This is a genomic window from Pseudomonas sp. CFBP 8772 (assembly GCF_014841665.1).
Lineage (GTDB): Bacteria > Pseudomonadota > Gammaproteobacteria > Pseudomonadales > Pseudomonadaceae > Aquipseudomonas > Aquipseudomonas graminis_B.
Map to the genome: position 1 here is coordinate 820,998 of NZ_JACYUI010000001.1, position 20,989 is coordinate 841,986.

At 60.2% G+C, this 20,989-nt stretch carries 18 protein-coding genes; 8 read left to right on the forward strand and 10 right to left on the reverse strand.

Annotated features, from left to right (window positions below; all coding sequences use genetic code 11):
- Positions 1 to 27: 27 nt before the first annotated feature.
- Entirely contained in the window at positions 28 to 2,430 is a 2,403-nt protein-coding gene (locus tag IFT99_RS03550; protein ID WP_192130460.1) for a TonB-dependent receptor, read from the forward strand.
- Between the two features lie 201 nt (positions 2,431 to 2,631).
- Here the strand turns inward: IFT99_RS03550 and IFT99_RS03555 are convergent, their stop codons facing one another.
- The 8 genes from IFT99_RS03555 to IFT99_RS03590 form a co-directional block, all read right to left on the reverse strand.
- The gene (locus IFT99_RS03555; RefSeq protein WP_192130461.1) at positions 2,632 to 3,267 is read right to left on the reverse strand and encodes a TetR/AcrR family transcriptional regulator; all 636 of its coding nucleotides are present in this window, start codon (positions 3,265 to 3,267) and stop codon (positions 2,632 to 2,634) included.
- Positions 3,268 to 3,313: 46 nt separating this feature from the next.
- Positions 3,314 to 4,024 (reverse strand): SDR family oxidoreductase, encoded by a 711-nt coding sequence (locus IFT99_RS03560; protein WP_192130462.1) that lies wholly within the window; start codon positions 4,022 to 4,024, stop codon positions 3,314 to 3,316.
- Positions 4,011 to 4,331, reverse strand: a complete 321-nt coding sequence (locus tag IFT99_RS03565) for a Dabb family protein (RefSeq protein WP_192130463.1) — start codon at positions 4,329 to 4,331, stop codon at positions 4,011 to 4,013. Before IFT99_RS03565 ends, IFT99_RS03560 begins: the two co-directional genes overlap by 14 nt.
- Positions 4,324 to 5,196, reverse strand: a complete 873-nt coding sequence (locus tag IFT99_RS03570) for a sugar transporter (RefSeq protein ID WP_192130464.1) — start codon at positions 5,194 to 5,196, stop codon at positions 4,324 to 4,326. The genes IFT99_RS03565 and IFT99_RS03570 overlap by 8 nt, the downstream gene beginning before the upstream one ends.
- A 9-nt stretch (positions 5,197 to 5,205) precedes the next feature.
- Positions 5,206 to 6,909 (reverse strand): thiamine pyrophosphate-binding protein, encoded by a 1,704-nt coding sequence (locus tag IFT99_RS03575; protein WP_192130465.1) that lies wholly within the window; start codon positions 6,907 to 6,909, stop codon positions 5,206 to 5,208.
- On the reverse strand, positions 6,906 to 7,949 hold the full coding sequence (locus IFT99_RS03580; protein ID WP_342214600.1) for an enolase C-terminal domain-like protein: 1,044 nt from the start codon (positions 7,947 to 7,949) through the stop codon (positions 6,906 to 6,908). The genes IFT99_RS03575 and IFT99_RS03580 overlap by 4 nt, the downstream gene beginning before the upstream one ends.
- Before the next feature lie 136 nt (positions 7,950 to 8,085).
- Positions 8,086 to 8,964: an alpha/beta hydrolase gene (locus tag IFT99_RS03585; protein ID WP_192130467.1), complete on the reverse strand. Its 879-nt coding sequence runs from the start codon at positions 8,962 to 8,964 to the stop codon at positions 8,086 to 8,088.
- A gap of 15 nt (positions 8,965 to 8,979) precedes the next feature.
- Positions 8,980 to 10,635 (reverse strand): GH3 family domain-containing protein, encoded by a 1,656-nt coding sequence (locus tag IFT99_RS03590; protein WP_192130468.1) that lies wholly within the window; start codon positions 10,633 to 10,635, stop codon positions 8,980 to 8,982.
- 314 nt (positions 10,636 to 10,949) lie between these two features.
- On the opposite strand from IFT99_RS03590, the gene IFT99_RS03595 reads away from it, so the two are divergent.
- From IFT99_RS03595 to IFT99_RS03615, 5 genes are read left to right on the forward strand one after another with little or no spacing between them, the layout of a single operon-like run.
- Positions 10,950 to 11,936, forward strand: coding sequence for an aldo/keto reductase (locus tag IFT99_RS03595; RefSeq protein WP_192130469.1), 987 nt, complete (start codon positions 10,950 to 10,952; stop codon positions 11,934 to 11,936).
- A gap of 21 nt (positions 11,937 to 11,957) precedes the next feature.
- Positions 11,958 to 13,133: a hypothetical protein gene (locus IFT99_RS03600; protein WP_192130470.1), complete on the forward strand. Its 1,176-nt coding sequence runs from the start codon at positions 11,958 to 11,960 to the stop codon at positions 13,131 to 13,133.
- A 9-nt stretch (positions 13,134 to 13,142) separates the two neighbouring features.
- Positions 13,143 to 14,522, forward strand: coding sequence for an MFS transporter (locus tag IFT99_RS03605; protein WP_192130471.1), 1,380 nt, complete (start codon positions 13,143 to 13,145; stop codon positions 14,520 to 14,522).
- Positions 14,523 to 14,562: 40 nt separating this feature from the next.
- Positions 14,563 to 15,393, forward strand: coding sequence for a phytanoyl-CoA dioxygenase family protein (locus tag IFT99_RS03610; protein WP_192130472.1), 831 nt, complete (start codon positions 14,563 to 14,565; stop codon positions 15,391 to 15,393).
- A gap of 60 nt (positions 15,394 to 15,453) precedes the next feature.
- Positions 15,454 to 15,837: a 5-carboxymethyl-2-hydroxymuconate Delta-isomerase gene (locus IFT99_RS03615; protein WP_192130473.1), complete on the forward strand. Its 384-nt coding sequence runs from the start codon at positions 15,454 to 15,456 to the stop codon at positions 15,835 to 15,837.
- A 107-nt stretch (positions 15,838 to 15,944) separates the two neighbouring features.
- Here IFT99_RS03615 and IFT99_RS03620 read toward each other — a convergent pair whose 3' ends face one another.
- Together IFT99_RS03620 and IFT99_RS03625 are read right to left on the reverse strand one after the other, a co-directional pair.
- On the reverse strand, positions 15,945 to 16,184 hold the full coding sequence (locus IFT99_RS03620; RefSeq protein WP_192130474.1) for a hypothetical protein: 240 nt from the start codon (positions 16,182 to 16,184) through the stop codon (positions 15,945 to 15,947).
- A 317-nt stretch (positions 16,185 to 16,501) separates the two neighbouring features.
- Entirely contained in the window at positions 16,502 to 17,416 is a 915-nt protein-coding gene (locus IFT99_RS03625; RefSeq protein WP_065990323.1) for a LysR family transcriptional regulator, read from the reverse strand.
- Positions 17,417 to 17,890: 474 nt separating this feature from the next.
- Here IFT99_RS03625 and IFT99_RS03630 point away from each other — a divergent pair, with 474 nt between their 5' ends.
- Together IFT99_RS03630 and IFT99_RS03635 are read left to right on the forward strand one after the other, a co-directional pair.
- Complete coding sequence (locus IFT99_RS03630; protein WP_192130475.1) at positions 17,891 to 18,913, forward strand: zinc-dependent alcohol dehydrogenase family protein; 1,023 nt, start codon at positions 17,891 to 17,893, stop codon at positions 18,911 to 18,913.
- Between the two features lie 528 nt (positions 18,914 to 19,441).
- On the forward strand, positions 19,442 to 20,944 hold the full coding sequence (locus tag IFT99_RS03635; protein ID WP_192130476.1) for a hypothetical protein: 1,503 nt from the start codon (positions 19,442 to 19,444) through the stop codon (positions 20,942 to 20,944).
- The last annotated feature ends 45 nt before the right edge of the window (positions 20,945 to 20,989 follow it).

Genomic DNA, 20,989 nt, shown 5'->3' on the forward strand with positions numbered 1-20,989 from the left:
TGAAAAAAATGACGAGAGCTTTCCTTTATGTCCTCAGTGTCTCCCCACCGTTTGCGCCCGCTGTTGCATTTCAGTCTGTTGCTGACCCTGAATTCCAGTCCTCTGTTCATCTCGACCAGCTGGGCCGACACCGCGAACAGGCGCGCCTACGGAGTCCCTGCTGGCACGCTGAGTGCCGCGCTCACCCGGTTTGCCGGACAGGCCGGCGTCAACCTGTCGGTAGACCCTGCGCTGGTGAACGGACGTAACAGCGCCGGGCTGTCGGGCGACTTCGCAGTCGAAGAAGGCTTCACGCGACTGTTGCACGGCACTGGCCTGCAACTGGTGTCCGTCGGCGATCAGGCGTACACGCTGATTCCTGCCGTTCAAAGCAAGAGCCTGCAACTGGCGCCGACGTCGATTGTCGGCGACGTAGGCTCCACAGACGGTCAGGAATATGCAGGCGGTCAGGTGGCGCGCAAAGGCTCGCAAGGCATGCTCGGCTCGCGGGATTTCATGGAAACGCCGTTCAGCATGACCACTTACACCCAGGAGGCGGTGAAAAACCAACAGGCCCGCACGTTGGGCGACCTGATTGCCAGTGATCCGTCGGTGCGCTCCACCAACCCGGCGGGCGGACGGTACGAACAGTTCACCATTCGTGGTCTCAGCCTGTTCAACAGTGACGTTTCCTACAACGGTCTTTACGGCATCCTGCCCACCTACACCATCGACATGGAGATGGCCGAGCGGGTCGACATCCTTAAAGGCCCCAGCCAGATGATCAACGGCATCTCGCCCCGTGGCAGCGTCGGCGGGGGCATCAACGTGGTGCCGAAACGGGCAACCGACAAACCCATCACCGAATTCACTACCCGCTATGCCTCCAAGGGACAGGTCGGTGGCGCTGTGGACGTGGCTCGCCGGTTCGGTGAGGACGACAGGTTCGGCATCCGCTTCAACGGCGTGAAGCAATCTGGCGATACCGAGTGGGATCACCAGAGCGTCGACCGCGAGATGGCGGTGCTGGGGCTGGACTTCCGGGGCGAGCGCTTGCGCCTGTCGACCGATATCGGTCACACCGAACGTGACACCGACGCACCCCAGGAGCGCGTGCAGGTCGGTGCCAATGCCAAAGTGCCCAACGCCAGCGATGTGCGCGACAACTATGCGCAGGCCTGGAGCAAGGCGCGCACCCGTGACACCTTCGGGGCGGTGAATGCCGAGTACGACGTCAATGATTCGGTCATGCTCTACGGCGGCGTCGGTGCGCGCAAAAGCAACCATGAGTTCCTGCGCCACGCGGTGTCGGTGACCAACAATGCGGGTGACTTCAGCGTGCAGCCCCGCGACTTTACCCGTGACGAAAATGTCCGGACGGCCAACGCCGGGGTGCGCAACTGGTTCCACACCGGTCCGGTCAGCCACGAGGTCAATCTGGCTGCCAGCTATTTCTACATGGACTTCGAGAACGGCGGCGCGCGCTATGCGTCCTCGCCCAGCAACCTGTACGACCCGGTCGAGACGCCGACTCCCGTCAACCCGACTCGATCCGACGCCAAGGTCTATACCGAAAACCGTTTCAGCGGCCTGGCCTTGACCGACACACTGGGTTTTTTCGATGACCGCCTGCTGCTGACACTCGGTGCCCGCTGGCAGCGGGTCAAGGTTGATGACTGGACTGACAACGTCAAGGGCGACACCGCCTACGACGAGGAGAGGGTCTCGCCGTCAGGTGGCATTCTGTACAAGGTGACTGATGACTTTTCGGTGTACGCCAACTACATGGAAGGCCTGAGCCAGGGCAAAATCGCGCCGTCTACCTCGATTAATGAGGACGAGATATTCCCGCCGTTCGTCAGTCGTCAGGTCGAAGTCGGTGCCAAGTATGACCTGGGATCGTATTCGTTCACCGCCAGTGTGTTCCGTATCAAGCAGCCGGCTTACGAGACCAACGCCACGTCGCGGGTCTTCGGCCCCAATGGCAAACGTCAGAATGACGGTGTCGAGCTGACGATGTTCGGCGAACCCCTCAAGGGCTTCCGCCTGCTGGGCGGGGTGATGTACATCGACAGCGAACTCACCCACACCGTCAACGGTCAGTTCGATGGCAACCGGGCACCTGCCACGCCCGAATACAACGTCAACCTGAGTGCCGAGTGGGACGTGCCGCAGGTCAAGGGCCTGACCCTGACCGGACGGGGGATTTACACCAGTTCGCAGTATCTGGACCAGGCCAACAACAAAAGCATCGATTCGTCCGAGCGGTTCGATGTAGGTGCGCGTTATGCCTTCAAAGTCGACCAGAAGGACATCACGCTGCGCGCCAATGTCGAAAACGTCATGGACAAGCGTTACTGGGCCTCCGCCGGCGCCTCGGATGACAGCGAGCCCGGCTTGACACTGGCGACCCCCAGGACCTACCTGCTGTCCGCGACCATCGGTTTTTGAATGCAGTTGACTGCCCCGATCAACGCTGGACGATGACGAGGCTCGCGCCATGCCTCGCCATCAACTGTTCGAAGCACCGAAATGGCATCGGAAACAGCCGACCCTGACCCGCTCTAAGCCGCAAATGCTGCCCGGCTGAAGCCGGTCCTGCGGAACGGCACGAAACCAAGTAAAGCCGGGCCGCTGCAGCGGATCAGCGGATCAGCGGATCTGCTTGCCCACGTTAAAACGCAGCAACATCAGCGCTGCGTCGCACGCGTCACCGGCGAAGCGATGCTCGCCAAAGGCCTGGGCATTTACCGTCGCACCATCGAGCAGCATCAACAAGTAGGTGGCCAGGGTCTTGGCGGTCTCGGGCGTGTGGTACCGAGCCATTTCGTTCTCGACCAGCCCAAGCAACTGGCGCTTGTAATCGAGGGCAATCCCACGAATGTCCGAATGTTCCGGAAACTCCGCCACGGCACGGCCGAACAGGCAGCCGGCGAAGCTGGTCGAGCAGAACCACTGGCCCCGCCAGTCGAAGATCGAAATGATTTTCTCGTCCAGGCTGGGCTTATCATCCATACGCGCCTTGAGCTGCCCGATCAGATACTCGGAACGCTGCCTCAACACAGTTTTGACCAAGTCTTCCTTGCCGTTGAAGTTGCGATACATCGTCATCCTTGCGACGCCGGAAGCCTCGATGATCCAGTCAACGCCCACGGGGTGAAAACCGTACTGCGAAAATAGGGCAGTGGCAGTGTCCACGACATGCTGCTTCTTCGATACAGACAACTCAGAACTCCAGAGTCGGGAAAGTGTGAGGGGCGAAAGCCGTAACATTTTGATGTAGACCATTCTATATCAGTGACTGTTCGACGCTCCGCCCCCTGATTTCAAATTATCAGGTGAACGTCACCGTGTCCCCGCCGTCAACGGCCAATACTGTGCCGCTGATCATCGGGTTGCTGGCCAGAAGAAGCGCCGCCGAAGCGATGTCTTCAGGCTGCGCAATACGCTTGACGGGGAGAGACTGACTGCGCTGGCGCATTTTTTGTACCAGTGCCTCGGGATGCATGCCCGTGTCCACAAACCCTGGCGACAGCACATTCACCCGAACCGGCGACAGCTCGCTGGCCAGTCCGCGTGCGAAACCCTCGACACAGGCGTTAACTGCGCTGATCAGGGCGGTCTGAGGACCGGCGCGCTGGGCGAACCGGCCCGAGACCAACGTCAGGGACCCGCCGTCTTCGAACTGGGCAAGTCGGGCAATGTGGTAGGCCGCCCAGAATTTGCTGTCGAAGATCCGTTGCGCGTCTTCCAGAGCAACCGTTTGCAGAGGGCCGAACGTCAGCGATGCGGCCGTGACCACTATGTGATTCCAGCGGGTGGAGCTGGCGAAGAAATGCTCCAGTTCTGAACGCTGCGTGATATCGAGCTGGGCGACGGCAACGTCCGGGCCGATGTCCCGCGCCGCCTGATCCAGGCCCGCCAGGCTGCGCGCGGCGAGGGTCACGGTCGCACCTTGCCGGTGGAACAATTTGGCGATGGCAAAACCGATACCGGCGGAACCACCGATGACCAGAACCCGGGTGTTGTGCTCAAACGTGGTCATGATGACCCTCCTTCTGCTGCGATGGCTCGGTGTGCGGGTAATCGAAAATCAGCATCTCGGTCAGTGCGCGTAATCTGGGGCGAAAGGCGGCGTGCAAAGGGTGTTCTCGCCAGCCAGGGAGTACCGAGTCGTCGGTAAACGTCAGGATGAAACCCTGATCGAAGCCCAGTGAGCGGTCACCGCTATCGAAAATGACTTCGACCGATACCAGGCCCGGGACACGTCCGGGGAAACCGTGCAGTTCTTGCAGCAACGCTGACAAGGCGGCGGGGTCCTGGGTTTTCAACAACACGATGCGCTTAAGCATGGGCGTTCTCCCATTCGATCAGGTTGCTCAGCCGGGGGCCGCTCTCGAAATCACACACCACCGTGTCGCCGTGGCTGAGCTGGATACCTGCGTCGGCGCTGTTGCGATCTGCGCCCATATAGAGATAGATCAGCGTGCCCGGCAGGCGCAGTGGAGGGTGCTGCCACAAGGTCTCGAAGAGGTCACTCGCCTGATAGCACAGGCACGACAGCCCCGTACTGAAACGCTGCTCCCAGTGCAGGTCGCCCGCCCGATAGATGGATGTTCGGCCCTGGACCAGCTGTGGCAGTGGCTGCTGGAAGAATTGGTGAGAAATGGCACTGGGCTGGAGCTTGGCGTACGCCAGATAGTTGCGCCTGGACTTGGCAAGTGCGATGTCGGTCAGGTCGTTGCCAAAGGTGTAGCCGATGTAGTCCGGCTGTCCGTTCTCCGCCACCAGAAACAGCGCCACGACTTCGGCTTCTTCACACGCCGACAGCGCACCGGGACTCATGCGCAGTACGTCGCCACTGCGTTTGAGGGTGTTGGCAAAGCCCTTGATAAAGAAAGCCGGCCGCTCGTCCTGCGCCGGTTGCTCCGCGACCTTGCTCTGGTGGGTAAGGCCGAAGCCGCACACCATCCCTTGGCGCGGGTCCGGCGGCAGCAGACATGGGAGCAACTCGAAGCCTGACAGGTCTTCCACTGTCAACGGCTGGATGGCGCGGGCGCGCAGGTATTCCAGCGGTCCGCCGGGATGCTGGCCCGCTGGCGTGTCTCGAAGAAGATGGTACAAGCTGTTGAGTGGATACAGCGTGTACTGCCCGCTGGTGGAGGGACTGGTCACGTAACGCTGCCCGTCCCGTTCGCATTCGAAGATGATCGACATTGGAAGCTCCTAAAGCGTCTTGATTTCAAGCAGGGCGGGTTTGCCGTGAGTTTCCATATAGGCCAGGCACTCCACGATCTTTTCCTGGATGGCCTCCGGAGTGTCGGCACTGCCCGGGCAATACAGGTCAAAAGTTTTGGCCAGCGCGACGAAATCCACCTCGTTGTCATGGAAACTGGTACCCAGGCCGGAGAGGTCACTGGGTCGCTGACGCAAATCGGCGATGCGTTCAGCGTGCTGTTTGGAGTTGAGGTAGAGGCGGTTGTTGATGACCAGTACCAGCAGCGGAATGTCATAGGCTGACAGGGTCCATAACGCGCTGGGTGTATAGAGCAGGTCGCCATCCGATTGCAGGTTGACGCACAGATTGCCGCTGCCTTTATGGGCGAGGGCTGCGCCAATAGCGGCGCCCAGCCCATAACCCAGGCCGGCCCCGCCGCTCATGCCGATGTAGGCCGCACTGCGCTCGATGGGCCAGAGTTGGCGAACCAGCGTGTCGATGGTCACGCTGCCGGTATTGGTCAGCACCCAGGGGTGGTGGCCGATGGCTTCATGAATGGCGACCAGCGCCTGGGCAATTGTCAGCCCGTCGGCGGGCTGATTGACCTGTGCCAGCAGCGCCTGACCACGTGCCTGCTTGTGTGCAGTGATGCGCTGGATGCGTTCGGCAGCCCCGGTCTGCCCGGGAGATTCAGCCACAGCCTGGGCAATGCGCGTGATCGACGCGGCGACGTTGGCATGCAGCGACAGGTCTGCACTGATCAGTTTCTGGCTGTCGGCCACCCAACTGCTGATCAGCAGGGAGTGGGTGCCCAGGGTCGCGATGTACAGCCCGGGGTGCGGCGCCACGCCAGAATTGGCCAGCAGGCCATAGAGGTCCTGGACTTCCAGCGCCAGCAGAAAATCGCACCCGTGCATGACCTCGGCGTCGTGGTCCTGGAACACCAGCGGATGGGTATTGGGCACGTTGTAGCGGCCATTGCGCGTAATGATCGCTGCACCCACGGCGGTGGCGATCCCCAACAACTGCTCGGCCTGATCATCGGTCAGTCCGGCGTAATCAATGGCAATGACAGGGCGTTGCGCGGCCGTCAGCCGGTCGATCAATTCGGCCAGTTGCTGACCGTCCAACGCCGGTAAGCGCTCCTTGCGCACTGGGCCTGCGGGTAGAGAAAACCCGTCCGCCAGAGTCTCCTCCTGAACCGCGCTGTCGATGGCGATATAGCAGGGGGCATAGGGTTCGGCGGCACAGAGTTTCAGCGCGCGCTGGACCGATTCGAGGGTGGCGCCCTGAGAAATCGGCATGTCCGTCCACTTGGTGTAGCCCGAGAGCAGTTTATCGATGCCTTGAGAGGTGTGTATCCAGTCGATCCAGGGACGACGCAGCGCAGCGTCGAGCGGGCCATTGCCGCCCAGAACCAGCAGCGGAACCCGGTCGCACCAGGCATTGAAAATGGCCATGCTCGCGTGCTGTAAACCAATGTTGGCATGCACCAGCACCACCATGTGCTTGCCGCTGGCCTTGTAATATCCGTGGGCCATTGCCACGGAGATTTCCTCGTGGCAGCACATCAGGATGGCCGGGACTGCGGGGTCCGGGTGATGCACAAGGGAGTCATGAATGCCGCGAAACGAGGCGCCGGGGTTGAAGCAAACGTACTCAATGTCCTGACTGATCAGCAGGTCGACAAGCAAATCGGAAAAATACTTCATCGCGCACGCTCCATGTGAAGGGGATTGTTGAGAGGTGAGGCATCATCGGTTGCACAGTGAAAGGGCAATACGTGCGGGGTCAGCGCGCAACCGAGGCCATGTTGCGTGGGTACGGGCAAGTGAATGGCGTTTTGCTGTCGATCAATCACCGGCATGGGCTCCATCATGGTGACGTCAAAGAACCGGTCATGCTGGCCTGCCTCCACACCCAGGAACCCGTCGTAAACCGACAGCAGGGCACGATGCGCGGCGATCAACGGCCCCACCTCGGCAACCTGAACGCCCAGGTAAACCGGGAGGCCCCAGCGAAAACATTGCTCGATCATCTTCGCCGTGGCGAGTAAGCCGCCGCATTTGGCGATGCGCAGGTTCACCGCATCCAGCGCCTCGCATTGCCAGGCCCGCTCAAGGGTGGAGGGTGAGGTGACCGATTCGTCGAGCATGATCGCAACGTTATGCGTGAGGCGGGCCCGCCGGTATTCCTCCAGGCTGCCCTGGGGCAGCGGCTCCTCGAATAGCGCCACATCCAGTTCACGAAACTGCGCAGCGCTGCTGTGCAACTGTTCCGGCGACCAGCTCATGTTCGGGTCGACATATAACGCCAGCGTCGGCTCCAGCGTCCTGATGGCTTCCAGGCGTTGACGATTGGCGTGCGGGTCGCTGGCGAGCTTGAGCTTGAGCGAGTGCCGGGGTTTGCGTTGCTCGAGGAATGCCTGAACCGGTTGTGACAGGTCGAGCACCTGGGTGATGTTGACCGCGGCGGGCAGGGCGCGGTGCGCCGGGGCGTCTGGCCCGATGATGCGCTGCAGGTACGCGGACAACGGCAGTTGCGCCTGCCGGGCCAGGCTATCCAGCGCTGCCATTTCCACCAGACACCGTGTGTTGTTGCCCACGCCGCCCTCGGGTAAGGACGATAGGCCCTGCTCATAGAGCGTGCGTCCGCGATCAACCGGGTCCTCGCTGGCCAATGCTCGCGCCAGAGTGTCGAAGTCAATGCTGCGCAGCTCACCGAGTACTGACTCGCAAGTTTCGTCCGTCACGTAACGGCGCGGTGCGCACTCGCCGATCCCGGTGTAGGGGCCACGTGCCCAGCGCAGTAGAACGCTATCGGAGGTTTGCCGTCGGTGAGCCCCGTGAATGAACGGGCTGGCCATGGGCTGGCGGACAAGGAAAACCTCAGGCCGCGTCATAAGCAAGGCGTCCGTTGGCTTTGACGAAGTCGGCGGTGAACTGCACGATCTGACCCATGGCAGAGGTGAAGAACAGATAGTGCTTGTCCTGGTTGACCAGCAAGGTTGAGCCGTTGGTGCACAGGCGCTGGAAATGCCGTACAGAGGCGTTCACATCCACCAGAGGGTCTTTGTCGCCGCAAATGAACAGGCTGGGTGCATCAATCGGCTGGGCATCGGCAGCCAGATAAATCTTCTCCAGTGCCAGCAGTTTTTTGCGTTCGCGATGCTGCAGGTGAGTGGTGGCCAGGGTGTCGTTGCGGATGAACTCGATCAGGTGCGGGTTGGCCGTGAAGTCTTCGGCATTCAGGCCCGCGTGCCACAGGCTCTGCCTGTCGTCCAGGTCGATGTCCGCGCGCTCATGCTCGCTCAGGCGGTCATGCATCTTGCCCAGCCATGCCGAGCAGATGACGAGGTTGTCGTAGGGGAGCTCGCCGTAAGCGCAGCTCGCAATGGCTGCCAGCACCGACCCGCCCAGGCAATGCCCGAAGAGCGATAACGGAATATCGTCGGGCACTTCGCGGCGAATGTGATCAATGGCTGCCCGCGCGTCCTCGTGCAGCGTGCGAACGTCCGGGAACTGATGTTTCTGCCCGCTGCTGATGCCGCAGCCTTCTCGGTCCAGTGCATAGAACGCAATGCCCAGATTGGCAAACGCGTTGCCCACCGACCACAGCCAGCCGGCGTGGCTTTGCAGCCCATGGAAATACAGGATGGCACCCTGCGGCCGTTGAGGACGCCACGCGTGCAAGGCGATCCTGCGCCCTGCCTGCGCCATGTAATGAACTTCTCGGGCGATGATGTGCTGAAAAAGATGCATGTTCATGAATGCCTCTCAAGGTCAGAAATGCTGGATGCCCAGCAGGGACAGGTCCGGTTGGAACGGCTTGTACTTGATCTGAAGCGTTTTCCGGGCTGCCTTCTGCTGCTCGATGGCCATGGAGATGGCATTGCCAGGAACGGTGATGACCTTGATTTGCCCCAGCCGCTTGCTGGTGCGTTTGGACTCATACTCGATGTTGATCGCCTGCAGATGGCGGTCCAGTAATTGGCTCAGAGTCTCCGACTCGCCGCAGAGCGAGCCTGCTGCCTCGATGGCGACGGCGTAGTAGGGCGTTTCGCGCCAGACCGGGGCGCATAAATACAGCCCGGCATTGGGGATCCCGCACATCTGTACGGCTTCATGCAATTGGGTTTCGGTGATTTTCTCGCCGGTGAAGGAATGCATGACACCGTTGCGCCGGCTGAAACTGATGCGGGGCACGCCATGGTAGTAACCATGCACGCGATAGATATCCCCGGTGTACAACCGGACCATTCCGTTGGCCTGCCACATCACCAGGTGGTACTCGTCCCCTTCCTTTAACTGGTCGAGCGCAACGGTTTCCGGCTGTAGGCGGTCGCGGATCAGCGCGTCCATGTCGACTGAAGCGGGGATGAACTCGAAGAAAGCCTGATCGACCGCCAGCGGCTGGCTGTCCTGATCGTCGTCTACTGGCAGGGTCACCACGCCTTCGGTCCCGCATGACATGAAGGGCAGCACCTTCGCCTGACCCATGATCCGCTCCAACTGCGGTTTGTAGAGCTTGGCCGAGGCGGCCGTCCAGCAACTGAAGCGCTCGAGGCCGGGCCACACATCGGTCAGCGAAACGCCGTCAGATGCCAGCACTTGTTCCAGCCTGCGAGCCGCCACAGGGTCGGCCGGGCGCAGATGGCTGCCGGTACACGCGCCGTTATGCACGTCGCGCAGCAGGCGCTCGCGGTTTTCCAGCAGGCAGTGATGCAAGGAGAGCAGGGTGCTGGGGTTGATGGAGGTGAGCAGCCTTACATCCTGGCCCAGCGTCCATAAAAGCCGCGCATACATCTTCTGCTCATGGCTGGCATCCAGCGTCGGGCTGAACCAGGGGGCGTCGTACCAGGGAGGGTTCCAGTCCCCGCTGCCGACCTGCGGATGTCGGTTGCTGATGGCTTGATAGGGCAGCCCCTCGACGTATTCGGTACTCGGATCGCGAACGGTCTGCGTATCCAGCGTGGCCCACGGATTGGCGTGCAGGGCGGGGTAGTCGTCGGCGAAGAACCCCCACATCGCCTGGATGGCGGGTACCCGGTATTGATGGATCCAGTGCAGCGTATAGGGAATGCGCTTCGAATCGCCGGTGGTTCCGCTGGTTTTGAGCCACCGCACCACCGGGCTGCAACTGAGTATTCCGCCTTTTTGCTGGCCTTCTCGTATCAGGATTTCCTTGAACCCGTCATAGGTCATGACCGGAATATTGGTGCGAGTGATCCTGCCGTTGGAGTGACTTACCTGAAAGCCGTTCTCTTTCCAGAACAGCGACTTGTGGCAAACATGAACGACGTCCTCCAGCACGTGCTCTTGTGCTCTGAGAGGGTTGTCGAGCCTTTCCAGATAGTTCGCCCGTGCCTGAGCGCATTCCGCTTTGAAGCCTGGCACCCTGCGCTGCCACCGGTCGATCCAAGAGTCCATCTTGCCCATGCGTTCGTCCTCGATCTCGTGGATGGAAAGAGAGACTGGTATGTCTCTGTTGACAGTATTTAGCGGTTCGAATTTTATGTGTCAAGGTGTTTCCAGTTATTGGATCCAGTGAATTGGTTCTGAAAGACGCTCGTGGCCAGCATCTCGAAACGTGTGTAAGTTGCTGAAAAAATGGCTAATAAAAGGAGGATGGGTAGCATCACGTCCGCCTGTTCCGGATCATCAAAACAAAATAAATTGCAACAAAGTGTTGACGGGAGGGCGCGAATTTGAAAATTATGTAGAACGACTAGTATCACAAGGAGGGCGATTCCATGGTTTCCAAGATCACGCTGGGCACGCAGGGTTTACGCGTAGGCCGTATAGGATTGGGCTGCATGGGAATGAGCCAGTGGTATGGCGCGACGGATGACACCGAATCGGTGCGCACACTGCACCGTGCGCTGGAACTGGGAGTGGACTTCTTCGATTCCGCCGAAGCCTATGGGCCTTTCACCAATGAGCGGCTGTTGCAACGCGCGTTTGCCGGGCGGCGAGAGGAGGTGGTAATCGCGACGAAGTTCGGTTTCCGCATCGTCGACGACCAGATCGTCGGTGTGGACAGCTCAACGCGCAATCTGCAAAAAGTCGTCGATGAGTCGCTCCAGCGGCTGGGCACGGATTACATCGACGTGCTGTATCAGCATCGGCTAGACCCATCGATACCGATTGAGGACGTGGTGGGCGCGATGGGGCGGTTTGTCGAGCAGGGCAAGGTGAAATACCTGGGCCTTTGCGAAGTGGGCAAGCGCACCATCGAGCGTGCCCATGCGACTCATCCGATCTCGGTGATTCAGGGTGAATACTCGCTCTGGGAGCGCAACGTCGAGGAGGAGATCCTGCCGCTGCTGGAAAACCTGGGCATTGGCTACGTAGCGTTTTGCCCCTTGGGCCGTGGCTTTTTGACCGGCAAAGCTGCCAGCGCTACACATTACGATGCCAGCGATTTCCGTCAGCAGGACCCGCGTTTTCGAGAAGAGAATTTCGCCGCCAATACCTTTCTGACCGATTCGATTCAGGCGCTGGCTGGGTCTTGGTCGATGACCCCCGCGCAGCTCGCGCTCGCCTGGCTGCTGACTCGTAGCCCGCACATGGCGGTAATCCCCGGCACCAAGCGCGTCAGTTACCTGGAGGAAAACGTTGCCGCCGATGCCGTCGAGCTAACCGGCGAGCAATTGCAGGCGGTGGAGACATTGCTGGGGCAGTGGGCTGTCGCCGGTGCGCGATATGAACAGCGAATGATGCAGTTCATCGACCGATAGGCACTGCCAGGGAGGCCGGGTATGCAACCGTATCGCTTGCTGGATGAAACCGAACAGCGTTTTCATCAGAACTTTTTGCACCGCAATGGCAACACCCAAGTGACCTCATTGCTGACGGTGCCCGGTTGTGTCAGCGCTGTGCAAGCACGCAAGGCGTTTGCACAGCTGATCGCCGACTACCCGTTTCTGCGCCAGAAAATCGTCCCCATCAGCAGTCAACGATATGGCTTCGTGCAGGTTGAAGACCACGTGCACGCAACACTCTGTGCAACGCAACCACCGTTGTGCGCCGACGCATTGCTCAAGCTTGAGCTGAACTGTTTGCTGGGCGACCAGGAGGGCTGGCGCGCATTGGTCGTTCCTGATCCTGCGGTCAACAGGACGCATATTCTCCTGACACGTAACCATGCCATTTCGGATGGCTACAGCACCGCCAGGCTGGTCAACAGCCTGACCCTCTATCTCGGCTCGACGCCGTCCGGCGCCGATGACTTGCAGCCGGGCGCTTTTCATCTGCGCCTGCATCATTGGCGTGAGTCCCCCATTGAGACGGGCAAGGCCAGCTACGCCGATTTCCTCCGCTTGCAGGTCAGTGCTGACGCCGCACAGCGCATCGGCCAACTGCGCGAGACATCGGGTTTCACGAGCAATGCTATCTGGGGTGGGGTATTTGCCTACAGCTACCTGCGGCACACCGGCGTGCCCGCGCTGGATTTGTTTACGGCGTATTCCCTGCGTGATCCGAGCGGCCACGCCGAGCCTTTGAGCAAGGCCTGCCTGATCGACGTGCGCAAGGCTACGTTCAGCGCCGAACCCCTCGATTTGATGGGGTGCATCGAGCGCTACGGGTGGGTGGTTAGCCAGGACAAGGCTCAGCTCCGTGCAAAGGTGGCGACCCCGGTGCGCCACGTCGACGTAGCAGACAATCCGACGCGGCCAGCGCTGGCATTCACTAACACCGGGCTGCTGGACCGCTTTCTGACGCCCCCGACCGGCCGCGTCCTGGGGTTCTCCACCCTCGTCAACCGTTCCGGCGGCAACTATGAGTTCGTCCTGCACCTGGGCAGGTTCAACGGCACGTGGCACGCAGCGCTTGCCTTCAGTTCCCTGAAGGTCCATCGCGCGGCGGCATGCGCCTTCAAATCGCAGATCGAGGCGGCGCTTTGCGCATTGCCCGCGGCATTCAATCTTCCATGAGGCGTTGACATGAATAACTCCGGCAATAAAAAACTCACGCTGCTCGCCACGTGCCTGGGCTTCGTCGTGGTGCTGCTCGATGTGAGCGTGGTGAACGTGGCGCTGGAAAGCTTCAAGACCGAGTTCGCCACGGATGTACTGCAACTGCAGTGGATCGTGAACGCTTACACCTTGCTGTTCGCCTCGTTTCTGCTCACGGGCGGCGCACTCGGTGATCGGTTTGGCCACAAAAAAGTGTTTTTGTCGGGGTATGCGGTGTTCACCCTGGCCTCACTGGGCTGTGGCGTGGCGAACACGTTACCTATGCTGATAGGTTTCCGCGCGCTGCAAGGCATCGGTGCCGCATTGCTGGTGCCGACGTCGCTGGCGCTGGTACGTCTGGCCTACGACGTCCCCGCCGAGCGCAGCAAAGCAATTGCGCTCTGGGCCGGTGTTGCAGGGATCGCCCTGGCCGCCGGGCCGGTGGTGGGCGGTCTGCTGATCGGCATGTTCGGCTGGCGCAGCATCTTTTTCATCAACCTGCCCATCGGACTGATCGGGATTGTGTTGTGCCTGGCCAACGCGCCCACTATTGCCGCCAACCACAAAGGCGGGTTCGACCTCTGGGGACAACTGCTGGCGCTGTTCACTCTCGCTAACCTGACGTACGCGGTGATCGAACTGGGCCGGGCGCGCGGTGTTGACGAGCGCGTTATCGTTCACGCCCTGTGCTTTGTGGCCGGGGTGATCGGGTTTATCTGGGTGGAGTCGCGCTCGGCACGTCCCATGGTGCCGCTTTCGGTCTTCAGCAATCCCGCATTCAGCCTGGCCTCGATCCTGGGGGTGATTGTGAACTTCGTGTTCTACGGGTTGATTTTCGTTTTCAGTATTTTTCTGCAGCAGGTCAACCACTACACGGTGATCAACACCGGTCTGGCCTTCCTTCCGATGACAGGCGTGCTGTTTTTCGGCAATCAGCTCGCAGCCCGGTGGCTGCCCAAATTGGGTGAACGGCGCCTGCTCGCGCTGGGCCTGGCCATTGCATTGCTGGGGGTCGTCTCTTTGTTGCCCTTCGTAGGGGGCGCGCCCTACGCGGATATCGCGTTGCAGATGTTCATTATCGGCTTCGGCATATCGCTGACGGTTCCCACGCTCACCGCGACGGCCGTCAACCACGTCAGCGGTGACAAATCCGGAGTTGCCTCGGCCCTCGTCAACGCCTCGCGCCAGGTCGGTGGTCTGGTGGGCGTGGCGGTCTTTAGTCTGATGATCAACGTGGCCGACGCCTCACAGTTCGGCCACGGATTCGCCCAGGTTATCGCCTTGTCCTCGCTGCTGTTGGCGACGGGCTGGGTGTTGACGCTCCTGTTGCTGCGCAAGCAACCATTGGCCGTGCAATCGGCGACCTGAAGCAGTGCTCGATAACCCCTGAAAGCTATGGAGAGTGAACATGCAAGCAGTCATGAATACTGAGTCAAATCCAGGCTATGCGCCGGTCCAGCTAAGCGCCCAGCAAGTTCTGGATTTCCGGGCGAATGGATGGATGAAGCTTGAAAACGTGATCTCGGCTGAAACGGTGCAGATGCTGCTGACGGAAGCCAAGACAAGGATGGGTGAGGTTGCACGCACCGTTGACCGCAACGACCCGGGCAAGCAGATCGAGAATGCCTACCGCTGGTATGCGCGCTGGGATGAAGTATCAAGCACCTGTCCGCAGATCAAGGCCCTCAGTCATTCCCCTCAGTTGGCCAGCATTGCGTCACAGCTGGTGGGGGAGGAGGTGCGTTTCTATTCGGATCACGTATTCGCCAAGAACCCTGAATCGGAAGCGGGGGGCGATACCCCCTGGCACCAGGACTTTCCTCATCACCCGCTGGACCGCCAGGGCGCGTTGAACATCTGGATCGCGCTGGTCGATCTCACCCCTGAGATGGGCACCATGCAGTTTCTCAACCGCAGCCATCGGGCGGGGATGCTCGGCCGGTACTTCAACCGCAGCGACGATGTGACGCTGATCGACGAGCATCCGTGGGTGCTGGATGAATTTGAAATGTCGCCGCCCATCTCCCTTAAAGCGGGTGATGCCACGGTGCATGACATGAACGTCATTCACGCCGCCCCCGCCAACAGCTCGAACACGCCGCGCTGGGTGTATTCGACCCTCTGGCTGCCTGTTTCGGCGCGCTACACCGGGGCGTCCAATCACCGAACCGACCCCCTCGGACTGACGCTCGACATGCCCATGGAACATCCTAAGTTCCCCGTCATTCCAACCCGCTGAAACGCACCTCGCCGGCCGGCAATTGCCGGTCGGCGTTCGGTTGCACTTGAGGAGCTGAACATGCCACAGGTTTATCTGGAATATTCCGCGGGAATTGGCGAGGACGTCGATTTCAAGGGTGCCTGCCAACGGCTTCATAATGCCCTCGTCGAGGCATCCGGCCTGCGGCTGGACTTGGTCAAGACGCGCCTCATTCGATACGACGGCTACTTCATCGGCAATTGCGATGAGCGCCAGGAGTTCATACACCTGAACGTCTCGACGGTGTCCGGCAAGGCCGGAGATGATGAAAAACGGCATGCGATCAGCAGTGCGCTGCTCGCCGTACTCGCCGACGTCTTCGAGCCGTTGATGCAGCAGCACAAGGTTGATCTGTCCGTACAGATCACTGAAGTACCGGCCAGTGGTTACGTGCGCAAGCGATCAGCGACGCTGGCGCCGTGATCCGGTGCGCGTAAGCAGCCATTCAGTGGTGTGTGGAAGTTGCCGTCGGCGCACTGAGCCCGCGCATCAGCATGTCAGGCGGTTTACGCCCCATCAAGACGCATCCTTTATGCGGGAGATTTCAAGCTCAAACCAGTTTTTTTCCAAATCGCCAGTGGCTGCCAGGAAGGAAGACTTTTGACGTTGATCAGGAAGGGGGGGAGATCGAAAAAACCGCTACCCCTTGGCACTTCCAGTTTTAGGCGATAAATCGGCATCGATTCAAAAAAGTTGTGAAGCTGCAAATGCTGTTGGCCCTTCCCTTTTTGCCAAGCTAGTGAACGCCTGAAAGGAGTTTCCATATTCAAAAGAGGATCGTGCTGCCCCTGATTGTCGAGCCAATCTGCATCGATAAGATCAAATGCAAGCAGCAGATGTTTTTACGATTCATCGGCCTCAATATGATCAAGTCGGGCATAGTCCCGCAGCAGATTATGCTCTCTAGGGTGCTCGTCACGACGGAAGGGGGCATGATAAAGGGGCTCATCGGAGGACTGGAGCGAAGAGTACCGAATCAGCGTCAACATTTGCGCCTCTGCACGTCTAATATTTTCACATGACTGGATAGCTACCATGAGCTGTTCTACCTGTTTCCCCCGTTCCAGCTGAGTTGTTTACTACGCGCCTAGAGACTATCCGGATCCCCAAAAAACATCTGAATCCGCGACCGCAACCATCTCTCCCCCGGATCATTGTCCTGCGACCCGCGCCAGGCCATGTGCAGCTCGAACGTACGCGATTCGATCGGCAACTCTTCCGAGCGCACACCCCCTGCAGCCGTCAACACGGCGGCGGCGTAGTCCGGCACAGTCGCCACAATGTCGGTCCCGGCAATCAGCGTCGCCAGCCCGTTGAACTGCGGAACCGCCAGCACGACGTGGCGTTTGCGGCCGATTTTTTCCAGGTGTTCGTCGATGAACCCGCCCAGGTCGCCGGCAAACGACACCAGTGCGTGAGGGCGGGCGCAGAAGTCGTCCAGGGTGATCGGCCCCGGCATGGTGTCGGCCCGCAGCAGTTTGGGTTTGCTGCGGCGCAGCACTTTGCGCTTGGCGTTGGCGGGGAGGTCGTCGGTGTAGCTGACGCCGATGGAGATTTCGCCGGAGGACAGCAGTGCGGGCATCAGGATGTAGTTGGTGCGACGCACCACCAGCACGATGCCCGGGGCCTCCGAGCGCAGGCGCTTGAGCAGTGAGGGCAGCAGGGCGAACTCGACTTCATCGGACAGGCCGATGCGGAACACGGCGGTGCTGGTGGCCGGGTCGAAGTCGGCGGCGCGGCTGACGGCGGTGGAAATGGAGTCCAGGGCAGGGGACAGCAGACCAAATATCTCGATGGCCCGCGCGGTGGGTTCCATGCTGCGGCCGGTGCGCACGAACAGCGGATCGTCGAACAGCCCGCGCAACCGCGACAACGCCGCACTGATCGCCGGCTGACCGAGGAACAGCTTCTCGGCCGCGCGGGTGACGCTGCGTTCATGCATCAGTGTTTCGAAAACGATGAGCAGATTGAGGTCGACGCGACGCAGGTCGTTGCGATTCATGACGGGGGTCTCGGGGACATGGGTCGATACAGGTTCAAAACAGCAGCGGCGGCCCAGACGCACACCACGTGTTCAACTCAGGCAGGGATATTACGGGTAAATACCGGTTGTCTGCATCGTTGAATTTTCCGGCGTGTCTGGAAATGCGCTTCGTGCGCTGCCGCTGATAGTCGCCGATGAAACCTTGACGGGCAGAAACACACCAATCCCTATGTACTGGCCCTTTGTAATCTGCGTCGATGCAGCCAGCGTGGCGTCCGGGATTCATCGATATTGGGCCGCCGGGTTGCAATGTCGCGGTGAGCACCCAACAATGTGCGCCCTGCAGGCCCGGGACGGCTGCTACAGATTCGGCGACCGCTTGCCCCATCAGAATCGACAGCAGGCATGTTGACTATTAATAGCCACTGATAGTGTTACCGGCGGCGTCCGGATAGAGTTCAGGGCATCAAGGTTCATAAGGCGAGGTTCGAAATGTCCCGCACGATCCGTTTTCATCAGTTCGGTCCGGCCGAGGTGCTCAAAGTAGAAGAGCTGCCGGTCGCGTTGCCTGCACCCGGTGAGGTGCAAGTGCGCGTCCAGGCGATCGGCGTCACCTGGTACGACGTGCTGTGGCGACAAAATCTGGCTTCATCCCAGGCTCGCCTGCCGGCCGGTCTGGGTTCCGAAATGGCGGGCGTCATTACTGCCATCGGCGATGGCGTGACCGACCTGAAAGTGGGCGACAAGGTGGCCAGCTTCCCTTCGGCTGACGTCAATGTGTACCCGGTCTATGGCGAGCTGATCCTGTTGCCGCGCACTTCCGTGACCCATTACCCGGACGTGTTGACGCCCAATCAGGCGGCCGTTCACTACACGCCGATGCTGGTGGCGTACTTTGCGTTCGTTGAACTGGCACGGGCCAAACCCGGGCAAACGGCGCTGGTGACCGATGCCAGCCATTGCGCGGGGCCTGCGTTCCTGCAGCTGGGCAAGGCGCTCGGCGTCAAGGTGATCGCGGCGACCAAGACCGACGCGTGCCGCGAATACCTGCTGAAAATGGGCGCGGACAAGGTCATCGTTACCGAAGAAGAGGATTTGCTTCTGACGATCAACCGCTACACCGACAACCGCGGCGTGGACATTGTCCTCGACGGGTTGGGTGGTCCGCAGATGTCGATCCTGGGTGATGTGCTGGCGCCACGTGGCAGCCTGATTCTCTATGGCCTGCAAGGCGGCAACCAGACGCCGTTCCCGGCGTGTGCAGCGTTTCAGAAGAACATTCAGTTCTTTGTGCACTGCGTGGGCAACTTCACCGGCAAGCCGGAGTTGGGCATCAAGCAGGACGAAGAGGCGATCAAGCGGGCGTTGCGCGACATCAACCAGATGACGGCGGATGGCATGCTGGTGCCGCAGATCACCAAAGTGTTTCCCTTCGATCAACTGGTCGAAGCCCACCGTTTGATGGACGGTTGCCCGGTAGGCGGTCGTGTGGTGGTTGAGGTCGATCCATCCTGAGTGCAGACCATCGCGCTCATTGAATGCTCGACGCTTTTGATCCGGCGTCGGGATTGAGGTGCCGGAGACCGATTTGAAGGTATCCGCCCTGTCAGTCATGGGTCATGTGGTATCACTCAAGCCTTCCCGAATCTTCTGGAAGGCTTTTTGTTTATGGAGTGTTTAATATATTGATCAACGCGCGTCATGCGTGGCGTTGACAAGTATTTTAAATGCAGTCGAATCAATACATTGCCCGTTTTACTAAACACAGTTTTAAACAGTCCTGTTTAATTCCGATTCGGATTTGCCGAAAGGAGAACATTCACGTGTCGGCAGTGACTGGCTTGTAATTGTTCTGTAGGCGTCGATAATAGTTTCAATAATTAAATGCTCAAGGAACGAGTCGATGCCTATTGACCTGCCGCCCTCTGCTTTGCCTGGTAATCGGTCCGCCGCGGCCATAACGGTTGGGCCAGCCTCCTGCAGGGATATCAAGCTTCTTATGGCCAACAGTGTCGCCAGGCAGATCAGTCGGGTAGTGAAGCCATGAGTTCAATGCACGAACAAGCCATGAACTATGTCTATCAGCAAGTGCTGCAGCGTCTTTCAGGTTATTTGAATCGCAACGAACGAACAGCGCTGCAGTTGTTGATCCAGCGTTTGATTGTCGCCGCAGGCGGAATTGACAGGATTGGCGGCTATAAAGTGTTGGTGGCATTTAGCGGCGGCAAAGACAGCGCCTATACCGTGGCCATGTTGCGTGCTGCGCAACTGACCATCGCCGCACGCGGGCCGGCAACGTTCAGGCTGCGGGTGGCCAACATGCGTCATGCGGGCATTACCTCGGCGGTAATGGGCAACATCGACCGCTGCTATTCGGCGCTGTTTCTGCACGACGACCCGAGGGTCGAGCTGCTGGTGATCGATCATCAGTACGTGCAGATCTTCGAGCCCGATTTGCCCTTTTCGACGGCGGGTCGTGAACAGAATCGCTCCGACCTGCTGCTGGGCGGCCACCTGACCGCTGGCGATGCGCGAACCACCTTCTGCAACAGCTGTTATCTGGGCATGGCGGATTTCATGGTCCGCGCTGCCAGCTGGGGTGACGGCGTCCACGCGGTAATCAGCGGCGACTCGCTCAAGGAGCAGAAACAGTACGCGACCTGGATCATGCGTCTGGCGCGCCATGGCGGTCGAAAAGTCGACCCCTGGCACACCTTGGGTTTCAGCGGAGCATTGAGCGTCATCGACAGGGTCGGGCGCGCCTATTACGAGGAACTGTACGGCGAGGCGGCAGACGGGACGGGCTACGGCCGGCCACCGGTATACCCGCACCGCAACATCGCCCCGACGTTGCTGACTGCCGCGGACCTCATCGGCTTTCGAACGGAGGAACACTGGGGGCTGCTCACTGACTTTCTGGGCTTCCGCTTTGATGACCTGGCGTTCAGCTTCAGCGAATCGGACTGCGCCAACCCGCTGCTGATGGCCCACCTGCGCGGGCTAAAGGCCGAATTCATTGAGGGGAGGGCGTACAGCGAGGGCATCGCCGAGTACCTGCAGCTGGCGGGTGCCATGATGCGCCGCAAACGCATGCCCGCTCGATTGATCGCCCAGGCGCTGGCCGCCTACGACAGCCCGGAAAAAATCGACGACCGCCGTCAGCTGGCCGAAGGCTACGGTCAGGAGGCATTTGGCCTGGGCGAGACACAGTGGGTGTGCCTGCTGTTCTCACCCTTCGTCGACGCCGGCGCCCGGCTCGAGGATTTCCTGCGTCGCTATCACCCCGGCATGCTGGTAGGGCTCAGCGATCTGCACAAGACCCTCGCCGGTGAGATCGTCCCGGACCTGGTGCCGCACTGGCTGGTGGAAGTCAGCGGCCTCAGTCTGAAGGGGCTGCAATCGCTGTACGCCAAGCGCCACGTGGACTTCAACGACGACCACTCGATCATCGCCCGGGTACGCGCCAGCGACCCTGACAAACGCCGGGTGGCGACGGTCGATCCGCACACCGGCGCCCGGACCACGGAACTGATTTCGGGGCGCTGAAGGCTGCTCCGTGAACTGATGCGAAGTGATGCGACGAGCCTCGGG

Bases quoted from the DNA above. Each gene is read 5' to 3' on its own strand.
- IFT99_RS03550 (WP_192130460.1), top strand. From the start codon at position 28: ATGTCCTCAGTGTCTCCCCACCGTTTGCGCCCGCTGTTGCATTTCAGT.
- IFT99_RS03555 (WP_192130461.1), bottom strand. From the start codon at position 3,267: ATGGTCTACATCAAAATGTTACGGCTTTCGCCCCTCACACTTTCCCGA.
- IFT99_RS03560 (WP_192130462.1), bottom strand. From the start codon at position 4,024: ATGACCACGTTTGAGCACAACACCCGGGTTCTGGTCATCGGTGGTTCC.
- IFT99_RS03565 (WP_192130463.1), bottom strand. From the start codon at position 4,331: ATGCTTAAGCGCATCGTGTTGTTGAAAACCCAGGACCCCGCCGCCTTG.
- IFT99_RS03570 (WP_192130464.1), bottom strand. From the start codon at position 5,196: ATGTCGATCATCTTCGAATGCGAACGGGACGGGCAGCGTTACGTGACC.
- IFT99_RS03575 (WP_192130465.1), bottom strand. From the start codon at position 6,909: ATGAAGTATTTTTCCGATTTGCTTGTCGACCTGCTGATCAGTCAGGAC.
- IFT99_RS03585 (WP_192130467.1), bottom strand. From the start codon at position 8,964: ATGAACATGCATCTTTTTCAGCACATCATCGCCCGAGAAGTTCATTAC.
- IFT99_RS03590 (WP_192130468.1), bottom strand. From the start codon at position 10,635: ATGGGCAAGATGGACTCTTGGATCGACCGGTGGCAGCGCAGGGTGCCA.
- IFT99_RS03595 (WP_192130469.1), top strand. From the start codon at position 10,950: ATGGTTTCCAAGATCACGCTGGGCACGCAGGGTTTACGCGTAGGCCGT.
- IFT99_RS03600 (WP_192130470.1), top strand. From the start codon at position 11,958: ATGCAACCGTATCGCTTGCTGGATGAAACCGAACAGCGTTTTCATCAG.
- IFT99_RS03605 (WP_192130471.1), top strand. From the start codon at position 13,143: ATGAATAACTCCGGCAATAAAAAACTCACGCTGCTCGCCACGTGCCTG.
- IFT99_RS03610 (WP_192130472.1), top strand. From the start codon at position 14,563: ATGCAAGCAGTCATGAATACTGAGTCAAATCCAGGCTATGCGCCGGTC.
- IFT99_RS03615 (WP_192130473.1), top strand. From the start codon at position 15,454: ATGCCACAGGTTTATCTGGAATATTCCGCGGGAATTGGCGAGGACGTC.
- IFT99_RS03625 (WP_065990323.1), bottom strand. From the start codon at position 17,416: ATGAATCGCAACGACCTGCGTCGCGTCGACCTCAATCTGCTCATCGTT.
- IFT99_RS03630 (WP_192130475.1), top strand. From the start codon at position 17,891: ATGTCCCGCACGATCCGTTTTCATCAGTTCGGTCCGGCCGAGGTGCTC.
- IFT99_RS03635 (WP_192130476.1), top strand. From the start codon at position 19,442: ATGAGTTCAATGCACGAACAAGCCATGAACTATGTCTATCAGCAAGTG.